Source organism: Pseudomonas sp. IPO3749, assembly GCF_013386605.1.
Classification (GTDB): domain Bacteria; phylum Pseudomonadota; class Gammaproteobacteria; order Pseudomonadales; family Pseudomonadaceae; genus Aquipseudomonas; species Aquipseudomonas azotoformans_A.
Genome location: NZ_JACARN010000050.1, coordinates 1 through 16,846 on the forward strand (window position 1 = coordinate 1; position 16,846 = coordinate 16,846).

At 57.9% G+C, this 16,846-nt stretch carries 17 protein-coding genes; 9 read left to right on the forward strand and 8 right to left on the reverse strand.

What is annotated here, in order from left to right; translation table 11 throughout:
* The first annotated feature begins 157 nt into the window (after positions 1-157).
* On the forward strand, positions 158-1,039 hold the full coding sequence (gene rarD, locus HX812_RS20090; RefSeq protein WP_038851006.1) for an EamA family transporter RarD: 882 nt from the start codon (positions 158-160) through the stop codon (positions 1,037-1,039).
* Positions 1,040-1,094: 55 nt separating this feature from the next.
* On the opposite strand, the gene hppD is transcribed toward rarD, so the two are convergent.
* Together hppD and HX812_RS20100 are read right to left on the reverse strand one after the other, a co-directional pair.
* Positions 1,095-2,171 (reverse strand): 4-hydroxyphenylpyruvate dioxygenase, encoded by a 1,077-nt coding sequence (gene hppD, locus HX812_RS20095; protein WP_038850927.1) that lies wholly within the window; start codon positions 2,169-2,171, stop codon positions 1,095-1,097.
* Between the two features lie 245 nt (positions 2,172-2,416).
* Positions 2,417-3,340, reverse strand: coding sequence for a DMT family transporter (locus HX812_RS20100; RefSeq protein ID WP_152514765.1), 924 nt, complete (start codon positions 3,338-3,340; stop codon positions 2,417-2,419).
* A gap of 77 nt (positions 3,341-3,417) precedes the next feature.
* Here HX812_RS20100 and HX812_RS20105 point away from each other — a divergent pair, with 77 nt between their 5' ends.
* From HX812_RS20105 to HX812_RS20115, 3 genes are all read left to right on the forward strand, one after another.
* The gene (locus HX812_RS20105; protein ID WP_038850930.1) at positions 3,418-4,287 is read left to right on the forward strand and encodes a LysR family transcriptional regulator; all 870 of its coding nucleotides are present in this window, start codon (positions 3,418-3,420) and stop codon (positions 4,285-4,287) included.
* Between the two features lie 97 nt (positions 4,288-4,384).
* Positions 4,385-5,926, forward strand: a complete 1,542-nt coding sequence (locus HX812_RS20110) for an EAL domain-containing protein (RefSeq protein ID WP_038850931.1) — start codon at positions 4,385-4,387, stop codon at positions 5,924-5,926.
* Positions 5,927-6,124: 198 nt separating this feature from the next.
* Positions 6,125-6,490, forward strand: a complete 366-nt coding sequence (locus HX812_RS20115; RefSeq protein WP_038850932.1) for a histone-like nucleoid-structuring protein, MvaT/MvaU family — start codon at positions 6,125-6,127, stop codon at positions 6,488-6,490.
* Positions 6,491-6,602: 112 nt separating this feature from the next.
* Here HX812_RS20115 and HX812_RS20120 read toward each other — a convergent pair whose 3' ends face one another.
* Positions 6,603-7,139, reverse strand: a complete 537-nt coding sequence (locus tag HX812_RS20120; protein WP_038851008.1) for a DUF4946 domain-containing protein — start codon at positions 7,137-7,139, stop codon at positions 6,603-6,605.
* A gap of 196 nt (positions 7,140-7,335) precedes the next feature.
* On the opposite strand from HX812_RS20120, the gene gloA reads away from it, so the two are divergent.
* Positions 7,336-7,857, forward strand: a complete 522-nt coding sequence (gene gloA, locus HX812_RS20125; protein WP_016974784.1) for a lactoylglutathione lyase — start codon at positions 7,336-7,338, stop codon at positions 7,855-7,857.
* A gap of 50 nt (positions 7,858-7,907) precedes the next feature.
* Here gloA and ahpF read toward each other — a convergent pair whose 3' ends face one another.
* The 3 genes from ahpF to HX812_RS20140 all read right to left on the reverse strand — a co-directional run bounded on the left by ahpF (position 7,908) and on the right by HX812_RS20140 (position 11,236).
* Entirely contained in the window at positions 7,908-9,473 is a 1,566-nt protein-coding gene (gene ahpF, locus HX812_RS20130; protein WP_038850934.1) for an alkyl hydroperoxide reductase subunit F, read from the reverse strand.
* Positions 9,474-9,601: 128 nt separating this feature from the next.
* Positions 9,602-10,165 carry an alkyl hydroperoxide reductase subunit C gene (ahpC, locus tag HX812_RS20135; RefSeq protein ID WP_010210361.1) on the reverse strand — a complete coding sequence of 188 codons (564 nt, stop codon included), beginning with the start codon at positions 10,163-10,165 and terminating at the stop codon, positions 9,602-9,604.
* Between the two features lie 144 nt (positions 10,166-10,309).
* A complete protein-coding gene (locus HX812_RS20140; RefSeq protein WP_038850937.1) occupies positions 10,310-11,236 on the reverse strand; it encodes a site-specific integrase in 927 nt (308 codons plus the stop codon).
* Between the two features lie 170 nt (positions 11,237-11,406).
* Here HX812_RS20140 and HX812_RS20145 point away from each other — a divergent pair, with 170 nt between their 5' ends.
* Positions 11,407-12,414: a DNA-binding protein gene (locus tag HX812_RS20145; RefSeq protein ID WP_038850938.1), complete on the forward strand. Its 1,008-nt coding sequence runs from the start codon at positions 11,407-11,409 to the stop codon at positions 12,412-12,414.
* On the opposite strand, the gene gorA is transcribed toward HX812_RS20145, so the two are convergent.
* Both gorA and galU read right to left on the reverse strand, forming a co-directional pair.
* Positions 12,415-13,773 carry a glutathione-disulfide reductase gene (gene gorA, locus HX812_RS20150; RefSeq protein ID WP_038850939.1) on the reverse strand — a complete coding sequence of 453 codons (1,359 nt, stop codon included), beginning with the start codon at positions 13,771-13,773 and terminating at the stop codon, positions 12,415-12,417. It lies immediately after the preceding gene.
* A gap of 105 nt (positions 13,774-13,878) precedes the next feature.
* A complete protein-coding gene (gene galU, locus HX812_RS20155) occupies positions 13,879-14,718 on the reverse strand; it encodes a UTP--glucose-1-phosphate uridylyltransferase GalU (protein ID WP_003173830.1) in 840 nt (279 codons plus the stop codon).
* 306 nt (positions 14,719-15,024) lie between these two features.
* On the opposite strand from galU, the gene HX812_RS20160 reads away from it, so the two are divergent.
* The 3 genes from HX812_RS20160 to HX812_RS20170 all read left to right on the forward strand — a co-directional run bounded on the left by HX812_RS20160 (position 15,025) and on the right by HX812_RS20170 (position 16,839).
* Positions 15,025-15,210 carry a hypothetical protein gene (locus HX812_RS20160; RefSeq protein ID WP_038850941.1) on the forward strand — a complete coding sequence of 62 codons (186 nt, stop codon included), beginning with the start codon at positions 15,025-15,027 and terminating at the stop codon, positions 15,208-15,210.
* 495 nt (positions 15,211-15,705) lie between these two features.
* The gene (locus HX812_RS20165; protein WP_038850943.1) at positions 15,706-16,227 is read left to right on the forward strand and encodes a fimbrial protein; all 522 of its coding nucleotides are present in this window, start codon (positions 15,706-15,708) and stop codon (positions 16,225-16,227) included.
* A gap of 54 nt (positions 16,228-16,281) precedes the next feature.
* A complete protein-coding gene (locus HX812_RS20170) occupies positions 16,282-16,839 on the forward strand; it encodes a fimbrial protein (protein WP_038850944.1) in 558 nt (185 codons plus the stop codon).
* The last annotated feature ends 7 nt before the right edge of the window (positions 16,840-16,846 follow it).

Consider the following 16,846-nt stretch of genomic DNA (forward strand, 5'->3'; position numbering starts at 1 on the left):
CAAGCTCCCTCGCCACAAGGGTTGATCTGAACCAGTGCTCCGCGATAAGCCCTCTAAAAAACGCCCCAAAACAGCGCAACCTTCTCCCGCCAAAAAGCTCCATAATCCCCCCTGAAATCCCCCCTCTTTTGTATCAATGGTTTTTCGCGAGGACAGTGTGTCTAAAGGTGTTGTTTTATCGGTCTTGGCCTCGGTGCTGTTTGCTGTGATGTATTACTTCACATCATTGCTCACGCCCTTGAGCGGGCTGGAAATTTTCGGCTGGCGCATGTTGCTGACCGTGCCGTGCATGACGATCTTCATGATCGTCAGCGGCGAATGGCGGCGCGTGTGGGAGTTGGTACAGTTGTTGGCGGCCAAGCCACGCTTGATTGCGGGTGTATTGTTGTCTTCCGCGTTGTTGGGCGTGCAATTGTGGCTGTTTATGTGGGCGCCGCTGAATGGGCGCAGCCTGGATGTGTCGGTGGGTTACTTCCTGTTGCCGCTGACCATGGTGCTGACCGGGCGCCTGGTGTGGGGTGAACAGCTGTCCTATCTGCAACGGATCGCCGTGTTTTTTGCCGCCCTCGGTGTACTCAACGAGTTGTACCAGGCCGGTGGATTCTCTTGGGCAACGCTGGTGGTGATCATTGGTTATCCGGTTTACTTCATCGTGCGCAAATACCTCAAGACCGACCATCTGGGCGGGCTCTGGCTGGATATGGCGCTGATGCTGCCGGTGGCCTGGTGGTTTGTGCAGAGTGGCGAGCAAGGCTTTGCGGTCATGGATGCCCACCCTAAACTGTACGCACTGATCCCGATGCTGGGGCTGATCAGTGCCTCGGCGCTGGTGAGCTACATCATTGCCAGCCGCTTGCTGGCGTTCAGCCTGTTCGGGTTGCTCAGCTACGTTGAGCCGGTCCTGCTGTTAGGCGTGGCGCTGATCTTGGGTGAAGGGATCAAGGGTGGTGAATGGTTCACCTACATCCCGATCTGGCTGGCGGTGATGGTGCTGGTGTTTGAAGGCTTCAAACACTTGGTGCGCCAACGCAAAGCCTGATGCGCAGGCAATAAAAAGCCCGGCCGGGGTCGCCCTCGGCCGGGCTTTTCTACGCTTAGTCGGCGGTCAATACACCACGACGCACCTGATCGCGTTCGATGGACTCGAACAGCGCCTTGAAGTTGCCCTCGCCAAACCCATCATCGCCCTTGCGCTGGATGAATTCGAAGAACACCGGGCCCATCAGGGTTTCCGAGAAAATCTGCAGCAGCAGGCGCTTGTCGCCTTCAACGGAAGAACCGTCCAGCAGAATCCCGCGTGCCTGCAGTTGATCCACCGGCTCGCCGTGGTTCGGCAGGCGGCCTTCGAGCATCTCGTAATAGGTGTCCGGCGGTGCGGTCATGAAGCGCATGCCGATCTTCTTCAACGCGTCCCAGGTCTTGACCAGGTCGTCGGTGAGGAACGCCACGTGCTGGATGCCTTCACCGTTGAACTGCATCAGGAACTCTTCGATCTGCCCCGCGCCCTTGGACGACTCTTCGTTCAGCGGGATGCGGATCATGCCGTCCGGCGCGCTCATGGCCTTGGAGGTCAGGCCGGTGTATTCGCCCTTGATGTCGAAATAGCGCGCTTCACGGAAGTTGAACAGTTTTTCGTAGAAGTTGGCCCAGTAGGCCATGCGACCGCGATAGACGTTGTGGGTCAGGTGGTCGATGACCTTGAGGCTTGCACCGACCGGATTGCGCTCCACCCCTTCGAGGAACACGAAGTCGATGTCATAAATTGAACTGCCTTCGCCAAAACGGTCGATCAGGTACAGCGGCGCGCCGCCGATGCCCTTGATCGCCGGCAGGTTCAATTCCATCGGGCCGGTTTCGATATGGATCGGCTGGGCACCGAGTTCCAGGGCGCGGTTGTAGGCTTTTTGCGAGTCCTTGACGCGGAACGCCATGCCGCACACCGACGGGCCATGTTCGGCCGCAAAGTAGGAGGCAATGCTGTTGGGTTCGTTGTTGAGGATAAGGTTGATCTCGCCCTGGCGGTACAGGTGCACGTTCTTGGAGCGGTGGGTCGCGACTTTGGTAAAGCCCATGATCTCGAAGATCGGCTCCAGGGTGCCCGGCGTCGGCGACGCAAATTCGATGAATTCAAAGCCCATCAGGCCCATTGGGTTTTCGTATAGATCTGCCATGGTGGCACCTCATCATTCTTGTAATAGACACAGTATTAGTGGCGAGCAAGGATGAGGTTGCAGGGTGGCGCACAGGAAAGGCCTCGCACGCTGCGGGCGAGGAAGTCACCAAAGATGAGGGGGGAGCCGAGTAGCTTCATGGGGTCATCAGTCTCTGACGGCTTAGGCTTGCGTGAGCGCAAGTCCATATTCTTGTATGCGTAAATCGATTCTACACAGCGTAACCACGTTTGTCCGTACTCTTATCAAATCCCCATTGCCCCCGCGCGTGCAAGGGGTTTGTTGCACAGGTAGATGCCCAGCAGGATCAGCGCACCGCCGGTCAGCATGGAAAGGGTCAACTGTTCGTCCAGCAACAAGGCGCCACAGATCACCGCTGTCAGCGGATTCAGGGCGATGAAGACCCCGGAGCGCGTCGCGCCGATACGCCGGATGCCATCGTAATAGCCGATATAGGCCAGCGCCGAACCCAGCACGCCGAGGTACATCAGGCTCAGTCCTTGCGCGAGATGCACGTTGCCCATCGCCTCCAGCGTAAAGCGCCCCATGACCAGTGTTGTGACGGTCAGCATGAGCGTGCCCAGCAGTATCGACCAGGTCACCGTCTGCAGCGGCCCCAGGCTCTGATTCAAACCACGGGAAAACAGTGAGTAGATGCCCCACCCCGCGACACACCCGAAGATCAGCACATCCCCACGCCAAGTGCTGGTTGCGTCGTTAAATACCTGGGGGTTGCGACTGACGATGACCACGGCGGCCCCCGCCAGACACAGCACGATCCCTGCGATTTTGCCGACACCGAGGCGCTCCTTGAACAACCACCAGGACGCCAGGCCGATCACGGCCGGGTTCAGCGCCACGATCAATGAAGCGCGCGACGCGTTGATGAACTGCAACCCGTAGAAGAAACACAGGTTGTAGAAAAAGATGCCGAAGAAACCCAGCAGCGCCAGTTGCAGTAGCTGCCGAGGGTTTGGCCGGACCAACCGGATGCGTGCCAAGCCCAGGAAGACCAGCAATGCCAGGCTGGCCAGCGCAAACCGCAGGCTGGCAGCCAGCAAAGGGTCGAGCGTCCCGCTCAGGTAGCGACCGGCCACAAAGGTGCCGCCCCAGATCATGGTGACGGCGGCCAGCTTCATATAAGTGATGCGATCTGAACTTGAATGCACGGGACAGGGCTCTGATGGCTTGAGAATGCCTGCATTCTTCTGGTAATACGGTGTCATCGTAAAATGAGTGATTGCTCATGACCCTGACCCAACTCGAAATCTTCTCACTCGTTGCCGAGCTGCAAGGCTTTACCAGCGCCGCGCACCGCCTCGGCATCAGCCAATCAGCGGTCTCTCACGCCATCAAAGGCCTGGAACAGGAACTGGGGGTGGCGCTGTTCAGGCGCCATCAGGCCCAGGTCGAACTCAGCGACATCGGCACACAGTTGCTGGGGCGTGCACGGGCGATGCTGGGGCTGGCCAACACGCTGCAACAGGAAGCGGCGGATGCGCGCGGCATGAAACGCGGGACTCTGCGAATCGGCTCATTCGGCCCCACCTCTTCGACCTACTTGCTGCCGAAGATCCTCAACCGGTTCCGCCTGGAGTATCCGGGCATTGAAGTCCACGTGGACGAAGGACCCGACAGGCAGGTCATCCAATGGCTCGACGAACGTAGGATTGATATTGGCTTTGTGGTGCTCGACCAAGAACGCTTCGACACTTTCCCACTGTTCGAGGACCAGATGGTCGCGCTGCTGCCGGCCGGGCATACGCTGGCTGCCCGTGAACACGTGAACCTCAAGGATTTGTGCAGCGATCCTTTCGCACTGACCGAGGCCGGCTCAACTGAATTGGTGATGCGCCTGTTCAACCAGGCGCGGCTGACCCCGAAGGTACGTTATCGCTGTTCGCAACTGCTGAGTACCCTGGAGACCGTCGGCCGGGGTGATGCGGTCAGCGTGGTGGCACAGGCCTCATTGCCGGCTGGACGTGATCCTCGGTATGTACAGCGCGCATTATCCCCTCGTGTACCGCGTCAAGTTGGCCTCGCCGTGCTCGACCGGCGCCAATCTTCTCCTGCCGCACTCGCCTTTATTCGCATTGCCCAAGGCCTGGAGCTATAGCGGCGCATACTGGCCAAATGGCTAGGCTCGCGAGCTTATTTCAGTCGAGCCATCTATCATCGACTCAATCTAATCCCTGTAACAGGCCGTTCACTCCATGCCCCTGACCGTCAACGGCCCGCGAAAACGCGCCACTCGCTACTTGATCACCTCGCTGAGTGCGCTGCTGCCGATTGCGCTTGGGGTCGTGATCCTGCACTGGCAAGCCGAACGTACCTTGCAACAAAGCACGGCCCAGACCGCCCAGGAGGCGGTGCGCCAATTCGACCTGATGCTCGACAATACCGCACTTGCCGCCAAGGCCTTGCTGCCACTGGCGGGGCAACCCTGTGATAACGGCGCACAACTGGCCCTGCGCGAACAAGTCACACGTCGCCCGTTTGTGCGTGCGACCACCCTGTCCTGGCAAAAAAACATCTATTGCAGCTCGTTGTTTGGCAGCAACTACGAATCGCCGGTCAACCCGGATGATTACGTAGATGGCCGCTTATGGCTGATGAACGGCAACCCGGTGACACCCGATACCGCGCTGCTGGTCTACCGGTTGGTTGAGGGCGACAAGGCGGCTTTTGCGTCGATTGATGGCTATCACCTGACCAACGCCCTGCGCCTGATCAGCCGATACGCCCACCTGGTGCTGCAAGTAGGCCCCAATTGGCTCGGGGCTGATGGCAAGGTGCATGACACTGCGGTGCCGACATTCGCAGTGGCCCACCATCACTTGGCGTCCGCGCGCTATCACTATAGCGTGGACGCAGGCATGCCGGCCGGTGAAGTGTGGCGCTACATGCAGGCCCGATACCCGGCAATGTTCAGCCTGATCATGTTTTTTGGCGTGCTGGCAGGCCTTTTGGCGCACTGGCTGCAAAAGCGCTCATCGGCACCGACTCACGAATTGCAGCGGGCATTGGGCGCCAATGAATTCATTCCGTATTTCCAACCGGTGGTCCGAGGCGATACCCGTGAGTGGGCCGGCTGCGAAGTACTGATGCGCTGGCAACACCCTAAAGAAGGCCTGGTACGCCCTGACCTGTTTATCCCCCTGGCCGAGCATTCGGGCCTGATCGTACCGATGACCCGCGCCCTGCTGCGCCAGACCGCCGCGCAACTGGCGCCCCATGCATCGCGTTTCAGTCCGGGGTTTCATATCGGCGTCAATATCACCGCACGGCACTGCCAGGATTTGGCCTTGGTGGACGACTGCCGTGAGTTTCTGGCCGCCTTTGCTGTGGGCCAGGTGACGTTGGTGCTGGAGTTGACCGAGCGCGAGCTGATCGTGCCCACTGACATTACCCGCCAGCTGTTCGACGCCCTGCATCAACTGGGGGTAATGATCGCTATTGATGACTTCGGCACCGGCCACTCTAGCCTGGGCTATTTGCGTAACTTCAATGTCGATTACTTGAAGATCGACCAGAGTTTTGTCGCCATGATCGGTGCCGATGCACTCTCGCGGCATATTCTCGACAGCATCATTGAACTGTCCGGCAAACTCGATTTGGGCATTGTTGCAGAAGGTGTGGAAACGCCTGAACAGTCCGATTACCTGGCCGCTCAAGGCGTGGATTTCCTGCAGGGCTACCTGTTTGGAAAGCCTTTGCCGTGCGATGAATTTATTAAATCACTGGCCAGCCATTGAATAGCCATGCACTACCTGCACTGAAATAATGTTATTTAGACAAAAGACATGATTTACTCGTGGCAAATTAACTACTACAATTTTTCCAGCCTGTGCAGAACTCGCGGGACGGCTTCTTTCTTGAGTCGCCTTAAAGCGCTTGGCTTATAGCTTTGTCTGCAGTTGATATCAGCCAAACACACTATTGGAGTACCTATTTTGTCCAGACTCGCCGAATTTCGCGCAGCCGAAAAAGCCCTTCAAGAGCAGCTTGCCCAGCTGGAATCCCTGAAGAACGACGCCGGCCTGAAGAAAGAAATCGAATTCGAAGAAAAGCTCCAGGGCCTGATGAAGACCTACGGCAAAGGCCTGCGCGACATCATCTCCATCCTTGATCCAAACCCGGGCAAGTCCAGTGCTGCTGCCGTCAGCGCACCAAAACAGCGCCGCGCACGCGTGGTCAAGGTTTACCAGAACCCGCACACCGGTGAGCTGATCGAAACCAAAGGCGGCAACCACCGTGGCCTCAAGGCCTGGAAAGAACAGTACGGCGCAGCCACTGTAGATTCCTGGCTTCGCGGTTGATTGCACGGCACTAACAAAGAGCCCCGCATATGCGGGGCTTTTTTAATTCTGCGGTTCGAAACCGAACTTAAATAACGTTTCATTATGTTCAGAATCGACAGGCACCCCACACTTAAAGTTTCAGGCTATCGCGTACCGAACTGACCTCATCCTTGCTTGCTTCGTACGCCTCGGCCTGCCCTGCGTATGAAAAAACATAGGCCTTATTGGCATCAACCGCGCCCACCAATGTTTGCGAAAGCACGTGACGTCCATTTTCGGTTATCACACAAGTAGTTTCCAACGCCTCAAGACGGCTCAATGTTGTAGGGTGCATCTTGCTGCACACACTTTGATAACCGCCCTGGGCAAAATCTTTCTGGATAGACTTGCGCATTTCCAGCAGTACACCTTGAAGATTAACCTTGTGCCCCGCTTCAATCGGCGTACCGGTCAACTCCATTACCATCAAGGTCGTGCCATTCTCATCATTCTTTATTGCACGCTGGCGCGACACCGTCTGAGGTTTGGCGGGCGCTTCGCCATCCGGTACCACCTCTTCGACTTGCCAGCCACTGGGCCAGTGAATTTCGGGGTCGGCCGCCAGTACGCAGGAACTGCCGACCAGCAAACACACAGCGCTCAACAGCGGTTTACGAAATGCGATCATTGCAAAAAATACCCAAGGTTCAAGCGTCAAAGTTTGAGCCCCGGCGCCCCTGTGTCGCAAGGCCTGCATGGTCTTTTTCATTTGGCGCCTGGGGCGAGCCTTGCGTATCATGGACCGGCTGCACGGATGCCAGCCGCAAGCCAAGGAACCGCTCACATTTCAGAGCTGCGTTTGCCCCATTTTTTCTGGAGGGCCCATGAGCCTGCACGAACTGAACACTTTCCCGGGCGTTACCGCCCAACCGGACACCGCCACCACGAACTTCGTGTTCAACCACACCATGCTGCGGGTCAAGGACATCACCAAGTCGCTGGACTTCTACACCCGCGTCCTGGGTTTTTCCCTGGTTGAAAAGCGCGACTTCCCGGAAGCCGAATTCAGCCTGTACTTCCTCGCCCTGGTGGACAAATCCCAGATCCCGGCCGACGCCGCCGAGCGCACCCAGTGGATGAAGTCGATTCCAGGCATCCTGGAACTGACCCACAACCACGGCACCGAAAACGATGCCGACTTTGCCTACCACAACGGTAATACCGACCCACGCGGTTTTGGCCATATCTGCATCTCGGTGCCGGATATCGTCGCTGCCTGCGAACGTTTCGAAGCCCTGGGCTGCGACTTTCAGAAGCGCCTGAGCGATGGTCGCATGAAGAGCCTGGCCTTCATCAAGGACCCGGACGCTTACTGGGTCGAGATTATCCAGCCCGCACCGCTGTAACGAAAAAACCCCATGATCACTCATGGGGTTTTTCATTTCCGTCTGCGGATTTACGCCGGGGCGGAAGTCCGGATCAGGTGATCGAAAGCACTCAGCGAAGCCTTGGCGCCCTCGCCCACTGCAATCACGATCTGCTTGTACGGCACCGTCGTCACGTCGCCGGCGGCGAATACGCCTGGCAGTGAAGTCTCACCCCGCGCGTCGACGATGATCTCGCCACGTGGTGTCAGTTCCACGGTGCCTTTGAGCCAATCGGTGTTGGGCAGCAAACCGATCTGTACAAAGATCCCTTCCAGGTCGATGGTCTTGAACTCGCCGCTGTCACGATCCTTGTACGCCAGGCCGGTGACTTTCTGGCCATCGCCTTTCACTTCGCTGGTCAACGCACTGGTGATCACGTCAACGTTCGGCAGGCTGTAGAGCTTTCGTTGCAGCACGGCGTCGGCGCGCAATTTGCTGTCGAACTCAAGCAAGGTCACGTGGCTGACGATACCGGCCAGGTCGATGGCCGCTTCAACGCCGGAGTTACCGCCGCCGATCACCGCCACACGCTTGCCCTTGAACAGCGGACCGTCGCAGTGCGGGCAGAAGCACACGCCTTTAGCCTTGTATTCCTGCTCGCCCGGCACACCCATTTCGCGCCAGCGGGCGCCGGTGGCCAGGATCACGGTCTTGGACTTCAGGGTCGCACCGCTTTCAAAACGGATTTCGTGCAGGTCGCCGGCGTTTTTCGCAGGCACCAGGCTGCTGGCGCGCTGCAGGTTCATGATGTCCACGTCGTATTGGCGCACGTGGGCTTCGAGCGCGCTGGCCAGTTTCGGCCCTTCGGTCTCTTGTACAGAGATGAAGTTCTCGATGGACATGGTGTCCAACACTTGGCCGCCAAAACGCTCGGCAGCGACGCCGGTACGGATGCCTTTACGTGCAGCGTAGATCGCGGCCGCAGAACCGGCTGGGCCACCACCGACCACCAGCACGTCAAAGGCATCTTTGGCGCTGATTTTCTCGGCGGCTTTTTCAATGCCACTGGTGTCGAGTTTGGCAAGGATCTCTTCCAGGCCCATGCGGCCCTGGCCGAAGTTCACGCCGTTCAAGTAAACACTCGGTACCGCCATGATCTGGCGCTCGTCGACTTCAGCCTGGAACAGTGCACCGTCGATGGCGACGTGGCGGATGTTCGGGTTGAGCACGGCCATCAGGTTCAGCGCCTGGACCACGTCCGGGCAGTTCTGGCAGGACAGCGAGAAGTAAGTCTCGAAGCTGAACTCGCCTTTAAGGGCGCGGATCTGTTCAATGACTTCGACACTGGCCTTCGACGGGTGGCCACCGACTTGCAGCAGGGCCAGCACCAACGAAGTGAATTCATGGCCCATCGGGATGCCGGCGAAACGCAGGCTGATCTCGGCACCTGGGCGGTTGATGGAGAACGACGGCTTGCGCGCATCATCACCATCGGTTTTCAGGGTGATCAGCGACGTGAGGCTGACCACATCCTGCAAAAGGGCAAGCATTTCCTGGGATTTCGCACCGTCGTCGAGGGAGGCGACGATCTCGATCGGCTGGGTGACCCGTTCCAGGTATGACTTCAACTGAGCTTTAAGATTGGCGTCCAACATACGGGCGATTTCCTATAAATTTCGGTTTATTGCAGACAAAAAAACGCCCGAGCGAATCTCGCCCGGGCGTTTTGGGGGCGGATGCAGCTTACTTCAGTGCGGAATACCGCCCTTGGGACTTCACAGACTTAGATCTTGCCGACCAGGTCCAGGGACGGAGCCAGGGTGGCTTCGCCTTCTTTCCACTTGGCTGGGCATACTTCGCCTGGGTGGGCAGCAACGTATTGAGCGGCTTTGATTTTGCGCAGCAGCTCGGAAGCGTCACGGCCAACACCGCCGTCGTTCAGCTCAACGATCTTGATCTGACCTTCTGGGTTGATCACGAAAGTACCGCGGTCTGCCAAGCCAGCTTCTTCGATCAGCACGTCGAAGTTGCGGGAGATGGTCAGGGTGGGGTCGCCGATCATGGTGTATTGGATCTTGCCGATGGCTGGCGAAGTGTTGTGCCAGGCAGCGTGGGCAAAGTGGGTGTCGGTGGAAACGCTGTAGATCTCGACGCCCAGTTTCTGGAATTCGGCGTAGTTGTCAGCCAGGTCTTCCAGTTCGGTTGGGCAAACGAAGGTGAAGTCGGCTGGGTAGAAGAACACAACGGACCACTTGCCTTTCAGGTCAGCGTCGGACACATCGACGAAGTTGCCGTTTTTGTAGGCGGTAGCTTTGAACGGTTTTACTTGGCTGTTGATGATAGGCATCGTTGACTCTCCGTCAGGTTTGTAGAAGGGCTTAGTAAGTTGATGAGGTGAATCCTACCCACTCTCTCGACCGATGGCTCATTGGCAAACCTGATGCTGACGATTGGTTTTCCCTATCAGGTGACTGTATTAATAGAAGAAATCTCAAAGCAGCGGTTGCGTCGCCAGGGTCATGCCAAGAAAGGGCGTCGCTTCAACATAGCGCATGGCGGATTTCATGTCGCTCCAGCCGACGTAACTCATCAACGACTTCAAATCCCAGCCGCTGCGGTGAGCCCAGGTGGCAAACCCACGGCGCAGCGAGTGACTGGTGTAGTGCTCGGCGGGGATGCCGGCGCGCTCCAGCGCCTGGCGCAGCAACGGGATCACGCTGTTGGGATGCAACCCCTCCTCTCCCAGGTTGCCCCAGCGATCAATGCCGCGAAACACCGGGCCACGCACTAATGCCGAGGCGCTGAGCCATTCGCTGTAGGCCTGCACCGGGCACAGGCGCAGCAACGCCGGGGTTTGGTAGGTCTTGCCGAGGTTGTCGCGGTCGCTTTTGCTGCGCGGCAGATACAGGCTGATCCCGGCACCGGGCGTCGCTTGCACATGCTCGATCTCGAGTCGACACAGCTCATCGCTGCGAAAGCCGCGCCAGAAACCCAGCAGGATCAGTGCAGTGTCGCGCTTGGCGCGCAGTAGACGAGGCAAGTCGTGGGCAGCGTCTTTCGCCTCGCTTTCAAGGGAGGCCACGACCTGTTCAAGGTGTTTGAGTTGCAAGGGCTCGGCTTGCTTCTCCTGCGCCGGGTGCACGGCACGGATGCCCTTGAGCACCTTACGCACCACCGGCGCCTTGGTCGGATCGGGAAAGCCTTGGCTCGTATGCCACTGCGCCAGTGCCGATAGTCGCAGCTTCAACGTGTTGACCACCAAGACGCCGGCATACGCCACCAGATAACGCGCCACGCTGTCGCTGGTCGCGGGCAGGAACCCTCCCCAGCTCACTTCGAAATGCTCGATGGCCGCACGGTAACTGCGTCGCGTGTTATCGCGGGTGGCGGCGTTGAGGTAACGATCCAGATCGCTCATGAGAGGCCTATTCGTACTGCTGGCGGTGGCTTTCGCGGGTCAAACCCGCATGACACGGGATAATACGCCAATATCCCATCTGTTAAATCATGAATTCAAACGATATTTTATTCATGATATAGTACGTATATACATACTACGTACCACAGTACTAAATCGACGGAGACCCCATGGCTCGTGGCGGCATTAATAAAGCGGTAGTTCAAACGGCACGCCTGGCGATCCTCGCTCGCGGCGAAAACCCCAGCATCGACGCTGTACGCATCGAAATGGGCAACACCGGCTCGAAAACCACGATTCATCGCTATCTGAAGGAGCTGGATGAGAGCGAAACCCGAGTCACCATCACCGAGGCGCCCATCGACGACGAGCTTGGCGAACTGGTGGCACGCCTGGCGCAACGCTTGAAGGAGAAAGCCCAGGAACCTATCGACCTGGCCCTGGCGCAGTTCGAGCAACAGAAGGCCGCCCTGCTCGCTCAAGTGGAAGCCCTTGAGGAGACCCACAACCAGCTCAAGCAACAATTTGATATCCAGGCCGCCGCCCTGGCAGACGAAAGCGCCGCCCTGCAAACCACCAGCACCAGCCTGCAGACCGAGCAAACCCGTAACGCCGGGCTGAGCCAGGCGTGCAGTGATTACGAATTACGGATCAACGACAAGGACGAGCAGATTCGCTCGCTGGAAGAAAAGCACTTGCACGCAAGGGATGCCCTGGAGCATTACCGTAATGCGATCAAGGAGCAGCGTGAGCAGGAACAGCGCCGCCACGAAGGCCAATTGCAACAAGTCCAGGCCGAATTGCGTCAGGCCCAGCAGAGCGCCATGGTGCGTCAGGATGAAATCACCCAACTGCATCGCGACAACGAGCGGCTGCTGATCGAGCATCGGGTGACATCGAAAGAGTTGACGGCGCAGCAGGAACAATCCCGCAAAGACCAGGCCCAGCAGCTCAAGCTGAGCGAACAGGTGAGCCTGATTGACAGCGAGCGCGCCCTGCTCCAGGAGCGCCTGCGCGTTGCGGTGCTGGAGAGCCAGTCACGCCAGGACGCGTTGACTGAACATCAACTGTCCAACAAAACCCTGGAACTGGAACTGATCAAAGCCCAGGCGAATATCGAGGCATTGCGCCTGGCGGCCGCCGTTGCGACGGCGCCAGAGGCAACGCCCGAGCGCTGATCAGCCCGCCACAGGCGTGCGCATGGTGACGAACTCTTCCGCCGCCGTAGGGTGCACGCCGATGGTGTCGTCGAAATGCTGCTTGGTCGCGCCCGCCTTCAGCGCGATCGCCAGGCCCTGGACGATCTCGCCGGCATCCGGTCCGACCATGTGGCAACCCAGCACCTGGTCGGTGTCGGCATCGACCACCAACTTCATCAGGGTTTTTTCCTGGCACTCGGTCAGGGTCAGCTTCATGGGCCGGAAACGGCTTTCGAAGATCTGCACCTTATGACCCTTCTCTTTCGCCTCTTCTTCAGTCAGGCCAACCGTGCCAATGTTGGGCAGGCTGAACACCGCCGTCGGGATCATGGCGTAATCCACCGGGCGATACTGCTCAGGCTTGAACAGGCGACGCGCCACGGCCATGCCTTCGGCCAACGCAACCGGTGTCAGTTGCACGCGCCCGATCACGTCGCCGATGGCCAGGATTGACGATTCGGCGGTCTGGTACAGATCGTCCACTTCGACGAAACCACGCTTATCGAGCTTCACGCCGGTGTTTTCCAACCCAAGGTTGTCCAGCATCGGGCGGCGACCCGTGGCGTAGAACACACAGTCCGCTTCCAGCACGCGGCCGTCCTTCAGCGTGGCTTTGAGGCTGCCATCGGCTTGCTTGTCGATACGCTCGATATCGGCATTGAATTGCAGGTCGAGGCCACGCTTGGTCAGCTCTTCCTTCAGGTGTGTACGAACCGAACCGTCGAAGCCACGCAGGAACAGGTCACCGCGATACAGCAGGGTTGTCTGCGCGCCCAAGCCATGGAAAATCCCTGCGAACTCGACGGCAATATAGCCACCACCGACCACCAGTACACGCTTTGGTAATTCCTTGAGGAAGAACGCCTCATTGGAGCCAATGGCATGTTCACGCCCTGGAATCTCCGGAATCTGCGGCCAGCCACCTGTTGCGATGAGGATGTGCTTGGCGGTAAAGCGCTCGCCATTGATCTCGACCTGATGCGCATCCACCAGGCGCGCGTGCCCTTCATGCAGGGTCACACCGCTGTTGACCAGCAGGTTGCGGTAGATGCCATTGAGGCGATTGATCTCGCGGTCTTTATTGGCGATCAGGGTGGCCCAATCAAAATTCGCCTCGCCCAGGGACCAACCAAACCCGCTGGCCTGCTCAAAATCCTCGGCAAAGTGTGCGCCATACACCAACAGTTTTTTCGGCACGCAGCCGACGTTGACGCAGGTGCCGCCCAGGTAGCGGCTTTCCGCCACGGCCACCTTGGCACCAAAACCTGCGGCAAAACGCGCCGCACGAACACCGCCGGAACCGGCGCCAATCACATACAGGTCAAAATCGTAAGCCATTTCACTCTCCTCGGCAGGCAACCAGCATACCGACTTACATGGGGCTGAAAAACGAAAAAGCCACCCGAAGGTGGCTTTTTTGGAACAGGCCGCTTACAGCGTGGATCAGTAAGCCTTGCCAGTCTTGTAGAAGTGCTCGTAGCAGAAGTTGGTCGCCTCGATGTAGCCTTCAGCGCCACCGCAGTCGAAACGCTGGCCCTTAAACTTGTAGGCAATCACGCAACCGTCTTTGGCTTGCTTCAACAGGGCGTCGGTGATCTGGATTTCACCGCCCTTGCCTGGCTCGGTTTCTTCGATCAACTTGAAGATGTCCGGGGTCAGGATGTAACGGCCGATGATCGCCAGGTTCGACGGGGCATCTTCCGGTGCTGGCTTCTCAACCATATCGCGTACGCGGATCAAGCCATCGCCAATGTCGTCGCCGGCGATAACGCCGTACTTGTTGGTTTCAGTCGGGTTCACTTCCATCACGGCAACGATGGTGCAACGGTATTTCTGGTATAGCTTGACCATCTGGGTCAGTACACCGTCGCCTTCCAGGTTGACGCACAGGTCATCCGCCAGCACCACGGCGAACGGTTCGTCACCGATCAGCGGGCGGCCGGTCAGGATCGCGTGGCCGAGGCCTTTCATCTGGGTCTGGCGAGTGTAGGAGAACGAGCACTCGTCCAGCAGCTTGCGAATGCCAACCAGGTATTTTTCCTTGTCGGTGCCCTTGATCTGGTTTTCCAGCTCATAGCTGATGTCAAAGTGGTCTTCCAGCGCGCGCTTACCGCGGCCGGTCACGATGGAGATTTCGTTCAGACCGGCATCCAGTGCCTCTTCGACGCCGTACTGAATCAGTGGCTTGTTCACCACCGGCAGCATCTCTTTGGGCATGGCCTTGGTCGCTGGCAAGAAGCGAGTGCCGTAACCGGCTGCTGGGAACAAGCATTTCTTGATCATATGGGTCCTTACAAAGGGCTGTGCGTACGGAATTCGGCGCAGTCTAATCAGGCCGCAGTCACCTTACAATGGGTCCTGCTGGCGTTGCGATGTCATCATAGAGAAAAAATGTCGGCGTAAGTTCCGCTGGTCTCGTGAAGAGCCTCCACACCGGCACGGTAAAAACCACCTGCACCTCAGGATTTCAAAGGGCTGTATCCTTTTTAGCACGCTTTTGCACCCAGGACACTGACCGAGAATAACCTGCGCGCACCTGCCGCATTTGGCGCTATCATTACGCCTTGAATCACACCACGAGATTGATAGATGTCAGAACCAAAAGGCGTAAACGGCTACTTGATCACCCAGCGTGCGGACGGCTGGCACCTGATCAACTTCCACGGTGACAGCGTCGCCGGGGTCTTCCCCACCGAGAGCCAGGCGATCGCCGTGGCCGAAGTGTTTGTGGACGAAGCAGGCCACGCGTCGAGCAAACAACCGAAAACCAAGTAAGTTCCGCTGCGCTGTCATCAAGCCCCGTTCATCGGGGCTTTTTTGTGGGCGGCGCCCCGCTGAAACCGCGCCGTGGCCGTTACATGGCGACATCTATCGATGTTTGCATCATTAATCTCTGTAATTCTATTCTTACAGAAATCATAACGTTCAAAACACTCTCTCCCTTAATGATGGTAGTCCATCTCTTACAGCTAATTATTGTTTTTTGGCAAAATGCCATATCCCTCTTACACATCCTGACATAACCGGCTACGCAACTAGGCGAATCAGGCGACTTACTTTTATCCACGCAAACCCAACAATGGCCTGAGTTCGAACGCCGCTGAAACTTGCAATGCAAATAGTTGGAAAAATCAAATTCCTCCTCACTGCAACTTGGTCGGCGTCGAACCAAGTTCCCTGCATGCTTTACATGTCAGTAATGAACGGTAGGTGCTCACCTGCCTGCGGGGTTTCTTTATGACGTTCATTAATATAGATGGGTCTTAGCTGATGAAAACTGAAATCAAAACCGCACTGTTGTCTATTGGGCTGCTGATGGGGTCGATGTCCGTCGCGCAAGCTGCGGATGGCACTATCACCTTCTTAGGATCGGTCCACTCAGGTGCTTGTTCTATCAAGCCAGACTCTGTCGATCAGTCCGTTCACCTGGGTGCAATCGCAAAACATCAATTGCAAACGGGAGGCAAGTCCGAAGCCCGCCGCGTACTGATCGAGCTTGAAGGTTGCGATCTCACCGGCCTGACCGACAACACCGTAACCACCACCTTCACGGCTGCTCCATCGTCCGTTGTTCCGGGTGCAATCGGCACCGTGGGTGGCGCGGGCAACATCGGCATCATGATGACCCACGGCGGCAAACTCGTTGAGTTGGGTGTGCCTACTACCCCGCAGGCCATCGTTGCCGGTGATAACACGCTGGAGTTCGGTGCCTACGTACAAGGTGCGGCGACGGGCAACGTCGTACCCGGGGATTTCAGCGCGACCACCAATTTCACCCTGGCTTATCAGTAAGCACTTCACCCCCGCCATCCCACATGGCGGGGGGCGAACTGATGGGAGATAACGGTGAAAACATTAATAAGCCTCGCTATAGCCTCTTCATTGGCGGTCGTCAGCCTCAGCGTCGTCGCGAAGACATCCGGTCAGGGCGATGGAGTGGTCACGCTGGGTGGAGAGGTCATTGACTCGGCGTGCGGGCTGGAACTGGCGAGCGCCGACCAGTCCATCGAAATGCCGCCCGAACCCATTGGCCGGCTCTTGCGCAACACGATCGGCGAGCCTCATCCCTTCCAGCTGCGCCTGGTCAATTGCTCATTGACTCGCCCGGACCCTCTGCGCCCTGGGTTAACGCTGCCCGACTGGGAGCATCTGCGCGTGACATTTGACGGGGCGAGCGACCGTCAAGGCCGCTCTTTCGCCGCCGCAGGGCTTTCCCAAGGGGTTGCATTTCATATCTGGGATTCGCTTGGCCAGGAGAGTGTTCCAGGTGAGCCGATGCCGCTGGTGCCCCTGAATGAAGGCGACATGACCCTTCACTACACGGTCCGCCTGGTCGGTAACGGATTGCAACTGATGCCTGGGGATCACCGCGCGGCAGTGCGGTTCAAGTTGGAATACTTCTGAACATTGA

Excerpts from the sequence above, each read along its gene's own strand:
- hppD (WP_038850927.1), bottom strand. The coding sequence starts at position 2,171 with ATGGCAGATCTATACGAAAACCCAATGGGCCTGATGGGCTTTGAATTC.
- HX812_RS20105 (WP_038850930.1), top strand. The coding sequence starts at position 3,418 with ATGACCCTGACCCAACTCGAAATCTTCTCACTCGTTGCCGAGCTGCAA.
- HX812_RS20110 (WP_038850931.1), top strand. The coding sequence starts at position 4,385 with ATGCCCCTGACCGTCAACGGCCCGCGAAAACGCGCCACTCGCTACTTG.
- HX812_RS20120 (WP_038851008.1), bottom strand. The coding sequence starts at position 7,139 with ATGATCGCATTTCGTAAACCGCTGTTGAGCGCTGTGTGTTTGCTGGTC.
- gloA (WP_016974784.1), top strand. The coding sequence starts at position 7,336 with ATGAGCCTGCACGAACTGAACACTTTCCCGGGCGTTACCGCCCAACCG.
- ahpF (WP_038850934.1), bottom strand. The coding sequence starts at position 9,473 with ATGTTGGACGCCAATCTTAAAGCTCAGTTGAAGTCATACCTGGAACGG.
- ahpC (WP_010210361.1), bottom strand. The coding sequence starts at position 10,165 with ATGCCTATCATCAACAGCCAAGTAAAACCGTTCAAAGCTACCGCCTAC.
- HX812_RS20140 (WP_038850937.1), bottom strand. The coding sequence starts at position 11,236 with ATGAGCGATCTGGATCGTTACCTCAACGCCGCCACCCGCGATAACACG.
- HX812_RS20145 (WP_038850938.1), top strand. The coding sequence starts at position 11,407 with ATGGCTCGTGGCGGCATTAATAAAGCGGTAGTTCAAACGGCACGCCTG.
- gorA (WP_038850939.1), bottom strand. The coding sequence starts at position 13,773 with ATGGCTTACGATTTTGACCTGTATGTGATTGGCGCCGGTTCCGGCGGT.
- galU (WP_003173830.1), bottom strand. The coding sequence starts at position 14,718 with ATGATCAAGAAATGCTTGTTCCCAGCAGCCGGTTACGGCACTCGCTTC.
- HX812_RS20160 (WP_038850941.1), top strand. The coding sequence starts at position 15,025 with ATGTCAGAACCAAAAGGCGTAAACGGCTACTTGATCACCCAGCGTGCG.
- HX812_RS20165 (WP_038850943.1), top strand. The coding sequence starts at position 15,706 with ATGAAAACTGAAATCAAAACCGCACTGTTGTCTATTGGGCTGCTGATG.